The sequence below is a fragment of the Micromonospora sp. LH3U1 genome, assembly GCF_028475105.1.
GTDB lineage: Bacteria > Actinomycetota > Actinomycetes > Mycobacteriales > Micromonosporaceae > Micromonospora.
In genome coordinates, this window is the sequence record NZ_CP116936.1 from 3,853,548 (window position 1) to 3,865,638 (window position 12,091).

The 12,091-nt window shown below is 73.1% G+C and carries 11 protein-coding genes and 1 riboswitch; of the genes, 6 read left to right on the forward strand and 5 right to left on the reverse strand.

Annotated elements, in window-relative coordinates:
• Window positions 1–56: 56 nt before the first annotated feature.
• The 3 genes from cobN to PCA76_RS17695 form a co-directional block, all read right to left on the reverse strand.
• A complete protein-coding gene (gene cobN / locus PCA76_RS17685; protein WP_272611532.1) occupies window positions 57–3,725 on the reverse strand; it encodes a cobaltochelatase subunit CobN in 3,669 nt (1,222 codons plus the stop codon).
• A gap of 141 nt (window positions 3,726–3,866) precedes the next feature.
• Window positions 3,867–4,016: a hypothetical protein gene (locus PCA76_RS17690; protein WP_272611533.1), complete on the reverse strand. Its 150-nt coding sequence runs from the start codon at window positions 4,014–4,016 to the stop codon at window positions 3,867–3,869.
• A gap of 25 nt (window positions 4,017–4,041) precedes the next feature.
• Window positions 4,042–4,218: riboswitch (cobalamin riboswitch) on the reverse strand.
• A 440-nt stretch (window positions 4,219–4,658) separates the two neighbouring features.
• Window positions 4,659–4,994 carry a hypothetical protein gene (locus PCA76_RS17695; RefSeq protein ID WP_272611534.1) on the reverse strand — a complete coding sequence of 112 codons (336 nt, stop codon included), beginning with the start codon at window positions 4,992–4,994 and terminating at the stop codon, window positions 4,659–4,661.
• A 255-nt stretch (window positions 4,995–5,249) separates the two neighbouring features.
• Between PCA76_RS17695 and PCA76_RS17700 the strand changes: the two genes are divergently transcribed.
• The 4 genes from PCA76_RS17700 (at window position 5,250) to PCA76_RS17715 (ending at window position 7,586) form a co-directional block, all read left to right on the forward strand.
• The gene (locus tag PCA76_RS17700) at window positions 5,250–5,705 is read left to right on the forward strand and encodes an RNA polymerase sigma factor (protein WP_442930138.1); all 456 of its coding nucleotides are present in this window, start codon (window positions 5,250–5,252) and stop codon (window positions 5,703–5,705) included.
• Window positions 5,698–6,417, forward strand: coding sequence for a hypothetical protein (locus tag PCA76_RS17705; protein ID WP_272611535.1), 720 nt, complete (start codon window positions 5,698–5,700; stop codon window positions 6,415–6,417). The genes PCA76_RS17700 and PCA76_RS17705 overlap by 8 nt, the downstream gene beginning before the upstream one ends.
• Before the next feature lie 89 nt (window positions 6,418–6,506).
• Window positions 6,507–7,025, forward strand: coding sequence for a hypothetical protein (locus PCA76_RS17710; protein ID WP_272611536.1), 519 nt, complete (start codon window positions 6,507–6,509; stop codon window positions 7,023–7,025).
• Between the two features lie 69 nt (window positions 7,026–7,094).
• Window positions 7,095–7,586 carry a hypothetical protein gene (locus tag PCA76_RS17715; protein WP_272611537.1) on the forward strand — a complete coding sequence of 164 codons (492 nt, stop codon included), beginning with the start codon at window positions 7,095–7,097 and terminating at the stop codon, window positions 7,584–7,586.
• Between the two features lie 315 nt (window positions 7,587–7,901).
• Here PCA76_RS17715 and PCA76_RS17720 read toward each other — a convergent pair whose 3' ends face one another.
• Together PCA76_RS17720 and PCA76_RS17725 are read right to left on the reverse strand one after the other, a co-directional pair.
• Window positions 7,902–8,798, reverse strand: a complete 897-nt coding sequence (locus tag PCA76_RS17720) for an aldo/keto reductase (protein ID WP_272611538.1) — start codon at window positions 8,796–8,798, stop codon at window positions 7,902–7,904.
• Window positions 8,799–8,871: 73 nt separating this feature from the next.
• Window positions 8,872–10,134 (reverse strand): MFS transporter, encoded by a 1,263-nt coding sequence (locus PCA76_RS17725; protein ID WP_272611539.1) that lies wholly within the window; start codon window positions 10,132–10,134, stop codon window positions 8,872–8,874.
• Between the two features lie 159 nt (window positions 10,135–10,293).
• Here PCA76_RS17725 and PCA76_RS17730 point away from each other — a divergent pair, with 159 nt between their 5' ends.
• Together PCA76_RS17730 and PCA76_RS17735 are read left to right on the forward strand one after the other, a co-directional pair.
• Window positions 10,294–11,286: a LacI family DNA-binding transcriptional regulator gene (locus PCA76_RS17730; protein ID WP_272611540.1), complete on the forward strand. Its 993-nt coding sequence runs from the start codon at window positions 10,294–10,296 to the stop codon at window positions 11,284–11,286.
• Window positions 11,287–11,361: 75 nt separating this feature from the next.
• A complete protein-coding gene (locus PCA76_RS17735; protein ID WP_272611541.1) occupies window positions 11,362–12,069 on the forward strand; it encodes an alpha/beta hydrolase in 708 nt (235 codons plus the stop codon).
• The last annotated feature ends 22 nt before the right edge of the window (window positions 12,070–12,091 follow it).

The following is a 12,091-nucleotide window of genomic DNA, read 5'->3' on the forward strand; positions in this document are numbered from 1 at the left end:
CTGCGCTTCCTTCGTTCGCGACTGCGGGGCTCGCAAAACCGGCTCACTCCTCGCGCTCACACCCGGTCCTCCAGGTCACCCTCGCTGGCCAGGTACGTGTCACGGAGCCGGTCCAGGGTGGCCGGCTCGGGTTTGGCCCACAGCCCCCGATCGGCGGCCTCCAACAGCCGCTCGGTGATGCCGCGCAGCGCCCACGGGTTGGACTGCTCCAGGAACTCCCGGGTGGTCTCGTCGAAGAGGTACGCGGCGGCCAGGTGCTCGTACATCCAGTCGTCGACCACGCCGGCGGTGGCGTCGTAGCCGAACAGGTAGTCCACGGTGGCGGCCAGCTCGAACGCGCCCTTGTAGCCGTGGCGGCGCATCGCGGCGATCCACTTCGGGTTGACCACCCGGGCGCGGAACACCCGGCGGGTCTCCTCACCCAGGGTGCGGGTCCGCACGTCGTGCGGCATCGCCGAGTCACCCACGTACGCCTGCGGTGACGTGCCGGTGAGGTGGCGGACCATCGCCACCATCCCGCCGTGGTACTGGAAGTAGTCGTCGGAGTCGACGATGTCGTGCTCACGGGTGTCCTGGTTCTTCACCGCCACCGCGATCCGGGCGAAGGAGCGTTCCATGTCGGCGCGCGCCTCCCGCCCGTCCAGGCCCCGGCCGTAGGCGTAGCCGCCCCACACGGCGTACACCTCGGCCAGGTCGGCGTCGCTGCGCCAGGTCCGGGCGTCGATCAGGGGCAGCAGACCCGCGCCGTACGCCCCGGGTTTCGAGCCGAAGATCCGGGCGGTGGCCCGCCGCTCGTCGCCGTGCTCGGCGAGGTCGGCGGTGACGTGCGCCCGCAGGTAGTTCTCCTCGTCCGGCTCGTCCAGGGCGGCGACCCGCCGGACGGCGTCGTCGAGCAGCGCCACGACGTGCGGGAACGCGTCGCGGAAGAAGCCGGAGATCCGCACGGTCACGTCGACGCGGGGCCGGCCCAGCTCGGCGGTCGGCACGACCTCGATGCCGGTGACGCGCCGGGACCGGTCGTCCCAGACCGGGCGGCAGCCCAGCAGCGCGAGCACCTCGGCGATGTCGTCACCCTGGGTGCGCATGGCGCTGGTGCCCCACACGGTCAACCCCACCGAGCGGGGGTACGCCCCGGTGTCGGCGAGGTGCCGGGCCAGCAGCGAGTCGGCGAGGGCCACCCCGACGTCCCAGGCGTTGCGGCTGGGGATGGCCTTGGGGTCGACGGAGTAGAAGTTGCGGCCGGTGGGCAGCACGTTGACCAGGCCCCGGGTGGGTGAGCCGGACGGGCCGGGCGGCACGAAGCGGCCGTCCAGCGCGCCGAGGGTGTTGGTCAGCTCGTCGGTGGTCCGGTCCAGCCGGGGCACCAGCTCGGTGGCGGCGAAGTGCAGCACCGCGGCGACGTCCGGGATCGGCTGGCCGGTCACCTCCTCGACCACCGTGTCGGCGGCCTCGGCGTCCCAGCCGAGCGTCTCCATCCCGATGACCAACCGCCGCGCGAGGGCCTCGATCAGGTCGACGGCGTCGGCGGCGGTGCCGGCTGGCCCGTCCACCACGTCGGTCAACGCCGCGGGCAGCGCCAGTCGCTGTCCCGGTTGCGCGAGCAGCGCCTGCTCGTCGAGCCCGTACGCACCGGCGAGGGCCTGCCGCAGGCCGGGCAGGGCACGGGCGCCGCCCCAGATCTGCGGGGCGCGCAGCACCGCGAGGACCAGGTTGACCCGCGGTTCACCGGTGGGCGCGTCGGCGAGGATGTGCAGCCCGTCGCGGATCTGCACGTCCTTGACCTCGCAGAGGTACCCGTCGAGGTGCAGCACGAAGGTGTCGAAGTCGTCGGCGTCGGGCATCGCCTCGGCGTGCAGGTCGTGGTGCAGCTCGGCGACGCGCACCAGGTCCCAGATCTGCGCCCGCACGGTGGGCACCTTGGCCGGGTCGAGCGCCTGCACGGTGGCGTACTCGTCGAGCAGTTGCTCCAGCTTGGCCAGGTCGCCGTAGGTCTCGGCGCGGGCCATCGGCGGCACCAGGTGATCGATCACCACGGCGTGCGCCCGCCGCTTGGCCTGGGTGCCCTCGCCGGGGTCGTTGACGATGAACGGGTAGACCAGCGGCAGGTCACTGAGGACCGCGTCGGGTGCGCAGTCGGCGGCGAGGCCGAGGCCCTTGCCGGGCAGCCACTCCAGGGTGCCGTGCTTGCCCAGGTGCACCACGGCGTCCGCGCCGAAGCCGCCGTCCGCGACCGGCGCGGCCAACCAGCGGTACGCGGCCAGGTAGTGGTGGCTGGGCGGCAGGTCCGGGTCGTGGTAGATGGCGATCAGGTTCTCCCCGAAGCCGCGCGGCGGCTGGATGAGCAGCACCACGTTGCCGAAGCGCAGCCCGGCGAGCACGATGTCGCCGCCCTCGGTGTAGAGCTCGCCCGGCGGCTCACCCCAGTGCTCCCGGATCCGCTCGCGCAGCTCCACCGGGATCTGGTCGAACCACCGCCGGTAGGTCTGCCCCGGTATCCGGGCCTCGGCGGCGGCCAACTGCTCCGGGGTGAGCCATTCCACGTCGTGACCGCCGGCGGCGATCAGCGCGTGGATCAGCGCGTCACCGTCGTCGGGCAGCGGCGCGTCGCCCAGGTGGTAGCCGGCCTCGGCGAGCGCGGCGAACAGCCGGACCGCCGAGACCGGGGTGTCCAGCCCGACGGCGTTGCCGACCCGGGAGTGCTTGGTGGGATACGAGCTGAGCACCACGGCGACCCGCTTGTCGGCGTTGGGCACGTACCGCAGCCGGGCGTGGCGCACCGCGATCCCGGCGACCCGGGCGGCCCGCTCCTCGTCGGCCGCGTAGACCGAGAGCCCGTCGGCGTCGATCTGCCTGAACGAGAACGGCACGGTGACGATCCGGCCGTCGAACTCGGGGATGGCCACCTGCATGGCCGCGTCCAACGGGGACAGTCCGGCGTCGCTGCCGGCCCACTGCGCACGGGTGCTGGTCAGGCAGAGCGCCTGGATGATCGGCACGTCAAGGGCGGCCAGGGCGCCGACGTCCCAGGCGTCCTCGTCGCCGCCTCCGGAGGCGTCCGCGGCGACCGCGCCGCCGGCCGCGAGCACGGTGACCAGCAGCGCGTCGCAGCGGGCGAAGAGCCCGAGCGGGCCGGCGCCCGCGGTCAGCCCGCGCAGCGAGCCGCAGAAGATCGGCAGCGGGTTGCCGCCGGCCTTGTGGACCGCGTCCGCGAGCACGTCGACGAAACCCGTGTTGCCGGCGAGGGCGTGCGCCCGGTAGAAGACGATCCCCACGGTGGGCCGGTCCGGGTCGGTCGGGTGCTCACCGTGCACGCCGTATGCCGGGGTCAGGGCGGGCGGGGCGAACCCCTCGCCGGTGAGCAGCACCGTGTCGGAGAGGAACCGGGCCAGCTGCCCCAGGTTGTCCGGCCCGCCCTCGACCAGGTACGCCAGCGCCTGGGTGACGACCCCGGACGGCACGGTGGAGATGGCCATCAGCTCCGCGTCGGGTAGCGCCTCGCCGCCGAGCACGACCGTCGGCACGCCGGTGGCGAGCACCGCCGCGAGGCCGTCCGGCCACGCCTGCCGGCCCCCGAGCAGGCGTACGACGACGAGGGCGACCCCGTCGAGCAGAGCGGGGACCTCGTCGGCGGCGACCCGCGCGGGGTTGGCCAGCCGGTAGTCGGCGCCGCTGGCGCGGGCGGCCAACAGGTCGGTGTCGGCGGTGGAGAGCAGCAGGATACGCACGGCAGGCTCCGGGAGGTGACGTCCTGGCCACCACAGGGGTGACCGGGACGATGCGGGTGGGTACGGCGTCAGCCGGTACGACAGCCGGGCGGACGGCTCACCGACGCGGGCGTCGGGGCCGGTCAGCGCCGGGCGTTCAGCTCAGCGGTACCGGTGGCCGGCGCGGGCGACCCGGAGCGCGCCGACACGGGCGACCCGGAGCATGCCGGCGCGGCCGGGCACGGACGCGGTGCAGCGCCCACCATGCGGGTCATGACGATGTTCGTCGATGAATGAGACGCCGTGCGTCATCGGGTCCTCCTCGGGTGTCCACGCCCTGGGGTACGTCCCGACGGCCGAAGTATCCTGGCTTCCGGATCGACGCTCTCCCCCGGCCTTCCAACCGCAGACACACGGCCGTGACTCACGAGGGGGGATCACTCCCCGGTGACAGTGGCGGGACCGCGTCGGAATTGCACCGACTTCCTTCACTGCCGTCAGGCCGCGAATGCTGCCACACCCCTCCGCCGCCGGTCAACGCCGCCCCAGCGCCGCCGCACGGGTGCGCTACATCAATGCTTGGCGATTGGTTCGCGCGCCAACACCCGCTTCGCAATGCCCCGGGTCAATGCCGCGTGTCCTTTGCTCTGCTTCAACCCAGGCAACAGTGACGCCGCATTTTCGTTGCCTCCAGGTAAGCAGAGCAAAGCGTGCGAACCAGTGCCCTGGCCTGGGCCGAGAGCCCGGCAGGGCGATGGCACGCGACTCGAGCACCCAGGATCGACGATCAACGGACCAGCGTCGGCGATCAATCCCGGGGGTCGATCACCACCGTCGCCCTGCGATTCCGCCACCTCGTCGGTCGCGTCTGGCCCTGTCCGGGCGATCCGGACCGGAAGCGGTCCAGACCGTCGTCGCCGACGAGCGCGGCGGTGTGATGATCGACGCCGGGCCTCAGTGGGCGTGGCGTTCCGGGTGGGCGCGGCTCCACACCCGCATCCGTTCCGGGTAGCCGGTGCGCGCCGCCTCGTACAGCGGCACCGCGTGCTTGCGGGCAATGGACCCCGCCGCGCGCGGCGTGCCGGTACGGCGACGGATCCACTCGCCGTCGTCGGCGATCGCCATCACGGTGGTGTCCGTCGCGGTGGTCTCCGGCTCCAGGTAGAACTCCACGCCCCGCCGACTGGTGACGAACGCCTCCAGCGCGGCGAGGTCGTCGCGCGTCGCCTCCCGGTCCAGCTTCGTCGGGGTCGCCTCGGCGCCCCGTGACCGGCGATTGAACCAGCTCATGCCCAGCCCCTCTCCTCGACGCCCCTCCAGTGCAGCACCGATTCCTGGCAATACGCTGCACGCCCGATGGGAGACGGCTGACCCGCTGCGAAAACCGCCGGTGGAACCCGCGGCGCGTACGCGGTGTCATGAGTGTGATCCGAACGGAGGTCTCCCCTGGACGACGACGCGCTCGTCACCCGCGCTCGGGCAGGTGACCTGGAGGCGTACGACCTCCTGGTCGCCCGGCACACCGCGTCCGCGCACCGGACGGCGGTGTTGCTCGGCGCGGGCTCGGACTCCGAGGACGTCATCCAGGAGGCGTTTGTGAAGGCGTACCGCAAGCTGTCCCGCTATCGGGGCGAATCGTCCTTCCGGTCATGGCTGCTCGCGATCGTCGCCAACGAGACCCGCAACCTGCACCGCTCCCGCGCCCGGCGGGACGGTCTCGTCCTGCGGGCCGCGACGAAGAACCCGACGTCGGAGATCGCCGAGGACGGGGCGGTCAGCGCGATCCTCGCCGGGGAGCGCCGTGCCGCGTTGGTGCAGGCCCTGCGTCAACTGCCGGTACGGGACCGCGAGGTGATCGTCTGCCGATTCTTCCTCGATCTCACCGAGGATGAGACGGTGGCGGCACTGGGCTGGCCCCGGGGCACGGTGAAGTCGCGCACGTCACGGGCACTGGCGAAGCTCCGCGGCCTGCTCGACCGCGAGGAGGCCCGGCATGGGTGACCTCGAACGGGAGCTGCGCGACCTCTCCGCCTGGCTGGAGACACCCGACCCGCCCGACGTGACCGCTCGCGTCCGCGTACGGCTCAGCGGGCCCGCACCCCGGCGGCGCCGGTGGCACGCGCTCGCCGCGGCGGCGCTCGTCGCCCTGCTCGTGGCGGTGTTGCCGCCGACCCGTGCCGCCATCGCCGACGCCGTCGCGGGGCTGCTGCGCTTCGCCGGTGTCAGCATCGCCACCTCGCCCGCGCCGACGCTGCCCAGCGGCAATCCGTCGCCGCTGCCCGGGCAGCGGGCCGTCACCCTGGACGAGGCACAGCGGGCGGTGCGGTTCCCGATTCGCCTACCGGCGAAGCTGGGCCCGCCCGAGCAGGTGCTGGTCGCCGACCCCGACCCCATGGGCGCCTGTCGGGTGGCGACGCTGCTCTACGACGGGGGCGCGCTGCGCGTCGACGCGTTCGATGGTCGTCTCAACCTGGCCTTCCACAAGGAGGCCACCCCACCAGGAGTGGCCTGGGTCCAGGTCAACGGCGACTTCGCCGTCTGGGTCGACGGCCCACACGTGCTGTCGTACGTGGACCGTGCCGGTCAGGTCCGCACAGAGACCGCCCGGCTGGCCGCCTCGACCCTGATCTGGCAGGACGCCGACGTGAGTTACCGGCTTGAGGGCGACCTCAGCAGGGCAGAGGCCATCGAGATCGCCCGCTCACTGCGCTAGGAACCTGGCGAGCCCGGCCGGTGTCATGACAATGCGACGAGTCCTCGACGCGTACCGGGAGGGGCGAGATGGGTTCATGGGGCAGGTTGGTGCTGGCGTCAACGGTGGTCCTGCTGGCGGGGTGCACCACGACCACGACAAGCGGCGGGTCGCCCGCGCCGGACGGCGGCGAATCGGCCACGTCGGCCGGCACTGCAGCCACCACGGCGAGCGCCACCACGGGCTGCGGTTCGCGGGTCGAGACGGGGTCCCTGCCGGACTGGGCGGACGCCGGGTTCAGCGGGGACGCACGGATTCCGCACGTCTTCAGCGCGAAGGGTGACATCGTGGCGGCGTTGTTCGCGCATCCGCTACGGCAGGACCGGAAGGACGGCTCGAACAACAAGATCCTATGGGTTGCCCGCGCCTCCACGACCTCGCCCGACCCGACGTCGCCGGCAACCCTGGTGATCACCGCGACGCTGGACGGCACCGACACCACGGTGACCCGGGAGGTCGACGGCGGTCCCGGTCCGTCGATCATCGACATGCCCCGGGCCGGTTGCTGGCACCTCGACCTCCGCTGGTCCGGGCACACCGACACGATGGACCTGGTCTACGCCCCATGAGCCGCTCTGGCGCCATTCGTCCGGAGCCGTCGGAGCGACCGTTGTGCTGGACCGCCTAGGCTGCCTGGCGTGCTGGAGGACCCGCGAGCGGCGGCGGCCCGTAACAACGCCGAATGGTGTGACATCGTCTGCGGCAGCCAGGGGCTGGCCGGCCGTACCGACGCCGAGGCCTGGTCGGTCCCCCGCCGCTCCCCACCGTGGTATCCGGACGCGGTCACCCTACGGCCGGGCGTCGCCGCCGAGGCCCTCCTGGCCCGGATCGACGCGGGACCCGGTGCGTCGGTGAAGGACAGCTTCGCCGACCTCGACCTGTCCGGGTACGGGTTCCGAGTGCTCTTCGACGCGCAGTGGATCCACCGGCCACCGGCGGAGCCACCGGTCGACGCACCGCTCACCCCGGTCACCACACCCGACGAGCTGACGGCCTGGGCGGCGGCACACGGCGGCGGGGAACTGTTCCGCCCAGCGCTCCTGGCCGACCCGCGGGTACGGGTGCTCGCTCGCCACGACGAACGAGGCGTGATCACCGGCGGCGCGGTGCTCAGCGGCGACGGCAGATAAGGCGTCTCCAACCTGTTCACCCACACCACCAACCCCCGCGACGTCTGGCTGGCGGTGTGCGCCACCCGGCCCGAGGCACACCTGGTCGGCTACGAATCGGCCCCGGACCTGACCCCAGCCCTGGAAGCAGGCTTCACCACCACCGGCCCCCTCCGAGTCTGGCTCAACAACTAACAGGTTCCACCCCGCCTTTCTCGCGTCGATCATGAAGTTGTTGTCACGACACGCGGTGGTCAGTGGCGATAACTTCATGATCAACGGGGAAAAGGTGCGGGGGCAGCGGGCGAGGGGCGGGGACGAGGGCGGGGGGGGGGGTTAGGCGAGGGCGGTCAGGTCTTGGGGGGTTAGGTGCAGGGCGCCGGCCGCGATGTTCTGCGCCAGGTGTGTCGGGTCTCCGGTGCCGGGGATGGCCAGCACGTGTGGGCCCTGGTGCAGTGTCCACGCCAGGCGTACCTGATGCGGGGTGACGCCGTGGGCGCGGGCGACCGCCTCGACGGCCTCGCCCTGCGCGGCGCTCGCGCCCGCCTCCCGGCCGGTGCCGGCGAGCGCGAAGAACGGCACGTACGCGATGCCCCGTTCGCCGCAGACCCGGACGAAGTCGTCCTGCTCCCGGTAAGCGTCCACGCCGTAGTTGTTCTGCACGCAGACCACCGGCGCGATGCCCGCCACCTCGTCCACCTGCTCGGGCCGGGCATTGGAGAGCCCGAGGTGCCGGATCAACCCGGCGGCGCGCAGGTCCGCGAGGGCGCCGAACCGCTCGACCAGCGGCACCGCCCCCGGTCCCCGGCCGAGGCGCAGGTTGACCACGTCGAGTTGATCGCGGCCGAGCCGACGCAGGTTCTCCTCCACCTGAGCGCGCAACTGCGCCGGGGTGAGCGCCTCGGTGAAGCCGGCCACCGGGTCGTACCCGAAGCCGACCTTGGTGGCGATCACCAGATCCTCCGGGTACGGGGCGAGCGCGGCGCGGATCAGCTCGGTGGCGTAGCGGGCCGGGCCGGTGCCGACCCGCAGGGTTCCGCCGGGCGAGACGTAGAACGCGGCCGTGTCGATGTGGTTGACGCCCAGCTCCACGACACGGCGCAGCAAGGCGACGGCCCGGTCGCGGTCGGGGTTCGCGGTGATCCGCATGGAGCCGAAACCCATCCGGCGCACGGTGCGGTCGCCCAGGGTCCAGGTACCCGCCGCGGCGGCGGTGATCTCGTCGATTGGCATCAGGCGACCGTAGTCAGCGCGGGTGCACGGCACAGTCAGCCGCGCACCCGATACCGCTCGGCGGCGGTCTGGGTTAGTTTTTGTGTGCTGACGGAGACGGTTCTGCGGCGTGCTGCTGACGCAGCACCGGCACCAGCAGCAGGGTCGGTAGCAGCAGCAGCGGCACCACCAGCAGCGCGCGCAGGGTGCCGACGTCGTCGCCGAGCAGCCCCAGCAACGGCGGCCCACCCAGGAACGCGGTGTAGCCGATCACCGCCACCACGCTCACCCGCACCGGCGCGTGGGCCTCCTCGTCTGCCGCCGCGCTCATCCCGACCGGGAAGCCCAGCGACGCACCGAGGCCCCACAGCGCGACGCCGACGATGGCCAGCGGTCCGGAGCCGGCCAGTACGGCCAGGCTGGCGCCGACCACGGCGAGCCCGATGGTGCTGCTGAGCACCGGCACCCGACCCCACCGGTCCAGCGCGACCGTGCCCGCGGTGCGCCCGACGGTCATGCCCACGACGAAGACAGCGAAGACCGCCGCGCCGGCCGCCTCGCTCAGGTCCCGGCCGTCCACGAACGCGACGGCCAGCCAGTCGTTGGCGGCGCCCTCGGTGAACGCCGCCACCAGCACGAACAGCCCGATCAGCAGGGTGCGCGGCTCCCGCCAGGCGGCGAGCTGCGCCCGGCGACGGGCAGCCGGGGTGGCGTCCGCCGGGTCGCCGGTGTGATCGCTTCCCACGGGCAGGAACGTCCGGGCGGCGAGCACCGTGCCGGTCATCACGACCACCGCCACCGCGACGAGATGCGCGCCGACCGGCACGTCGAACCGGGCCGCCCCGGCGCCGAGCACCGCTCCGGCCACCGAACCGAGGCTCCACCCCGCGTGGAAACGGGGCATGATCGTACGACCCAGCAGCCGCTCCACCGCCGCGCCCTCGACGTTCATCGCCACGTCACAGGCGCCGGAGCCGTAGCCGAGGACGGCCAACCCCACGGCGACGACGGCGAACGACCCGGTCATCGTGGCGCCCAGCCCCGCCACGGTCAGGCCGACCGCGACCAGCACGGTGGCCAGGGTGACGGTGCGGGCCGCGCCGAGTCGCTGGGCGAGCAGGCCGGAGGTGGGCATGGCGAGCAGCGCGCCGACGCTCATCGCCAGCAGGAGCAACCCGAGCCGGCCGGCGGAGAGGTCCAACGCCTCGCGGACGGCCGGCACCCGGGAGAACCAACTGCCGACGGCCAGCCCGTTGAGGGTGAAGGTGACAGCGACGCCGTTGCGGGCGAGCCGCACAGCCCGTGAAGGCGGCGGTGCGGTGTCCGGGGCTACGGGTCGGCTGGTGGGGGCGCTCACGGGGTCAGGTCCTCTTCCTCGGGGTGATCTCCTCGCACGATCGCACACCTGAGAGCGTTACCACCACAACCGGCAGCGCCCCTTACCGCTCACGGGCTGGCAAGGGCATGATGTGAGCAGGCGTTTGTCCGACCGGATGGGCCGCCGCAGGAGGCAACGATGACGGCAGCGGCACACCGACCGGCCACTCTCGAGGACGTCGCGCGGGTCGCCGGGGTGTCCCGGTCCACCGCGTCGCGGGTGATCGCCGGCACCGGGTTCGCCTCGCCGGCAGCCCGGGAACTGGTCACGGCAGCCGTCGACCAGCTCGCCTACGTGCCCAACCCGGCCGCCCGGGCGCTGGTCCGCGGCGGCGGAGGCGTACGACTTGTCGTGGCCGTTCTGGGGACCAGCGCGGCGGTGCTGGACGACCCGTACGTCCACCGGGTGGTCGGCTCGGCCGCCCGGGTGTGCACGCCCGCCGGTGTCGGGGTGGCGCTGCACTGGCTGCCGCTCGGCGACCCCCGCGGTCTCGAACAGCTCGCCGGGGACCGCACCGTGTGCGGGGTTCTTCTGGTCAACACCACCGAGGACCTGCTGGAGGCGGTGCCACGGTCGCTACGCGGCCGGGTGGTCTCGATCGGCGTCGGCTCGAGGACTGTGCCATCGTTCGACGTCGACAACGCCGCCGGCTCCGACGCGGTGCTGCGTCACCTGTACGCCACGGGTCGCCGCCGGATCGCCATGGTCACCGGCCCGCGGTGGCTGCCGTGCGCGCAACGCCCCGTGGAGACGTACCGCCGACTCATGCGCCAGGCCGGCCTGCCCGAGCGGGTGCTGGCCGGGGACTTCACGGCGGCGCGCGGCCGGGCGGCGGCCGGCGAGGCACTGCGCAGCTGGCCGGACGTCGACGCGATCTACGCGATCAGCGACGACACCGCGCTCGGGGTGATCGCGGGCCTGCGTGACGCCGGCGTGCGGGTGCCGGGCGATGTCGCGGTGGCCGGCTTCGACGACATCCCGCTGGCCGAGATGACCACCCCGGCGCTGACCACGGCGAGCCACCCGGTGGGGCGGATCGCCGTCGCCGCGGCCACCGCCCTGCTGGACGGACGTCCGACCGCTCGGGTGACCCTCTTTCCGTCCGCCCTGGTGGCCCGGGCCAGCGCCTGAGGTCGCCGCCGCTTAACTCGTGGCGGGACGGGTAACCGCGTCGGACGTTGCGTCGACCGCGAGGAGTGGTGACCCGTGTCCGACTCCGCGCCGCCGCACCGGGACCCGGCGCAGGGTCCTCGGCACGGCCGGTTGGCCACACGACCCCACCCGCCGGTGACGCCGGGTCCCACCGGGCTCGTGCCGATGACCGGCCCCGACGGTGGCCGGGTGGCTCTGGCGTACGTCCCGGAGCCGGCAGCCGACGCTTCGCCGTACCGGTTGGTGCTGCTCCTGCACGGTGCGGGCGGCTCGGCGCGGCAAGGGCTGGACCTGCTGCTGCCCGTCGCGGACGCACATCACCTGCTGCTGGTCGCTCCGCAGTCGTCGGCGGCCAGTTGGGATCTGATCGCCGGCGGCTTCGGGGCGGACGTCGGGCGCATCGACGGGCTGCTGGCGACCGTCTTCGACGGCTACCCGGTGTACGACGTGACGCTCGGCGGCTTCTCCGACGGCGCCTCGTACGCGCTGTCGCTGGGCCTGGCCAACGGCGACCTGATCGATGCGGTGGTGGCCTTCTCCCCTGGTTTCGCCGCGCCACCGGTCACCGACGGCCGTCCACGGATCTTCGTGTCGCACGGTGTGGACGACCGGGTGCTGCCCATCGACGTGTGCAGCCGCCGACTCGTCCCCCACCTGCACGACCTCGGCTACGACGTCAGCTACGAGGAGTTCCACGGCGGCCACGACGTCCCCACCCCGATCCGCGATGCCGCCACCACCTGGCTCACCACCCCACCCTGACCCGGTCCAGCCCCCACCCCCG

Coding starts and splice junctions, on each gene's coding strand:
- PCA76_RS17690 (WP_272611533.1), bottom strand. CDS start 4,016: ATGACGCACGGCGTCTCATTCATCGACGAACATCGTCATGACCCGCAT.
- PCA76_RS17695 (WP_272611534.1), bottom strand. CDS start 4,994: ATGAGCTGGTTCAATCGCCGGTCACGGGGCGCCGAGGCGACCCCGACG.
- PCA76_RS17705 (WP_272611535.1), top strand. CDS start 5,698: ATGGGTGACCTCGAACGGGAGCTGCGCGACCTCTCCGCCTGGCTGGAG.
- PCA76_RS17720 (WP_272611538.1), bottom strand. CDS start 8,798: ATGCCAATCGACGAGATCACCGCCGCCGCGGCGGGTACCTGGACCCTG.
- PCA76_RS17730 (WP_272611540.1), top strand. CDS start 10,294: ATGACGGCAGCGGCACACCGACCGGCCACTCTCGAGGACGTCGCGCGG.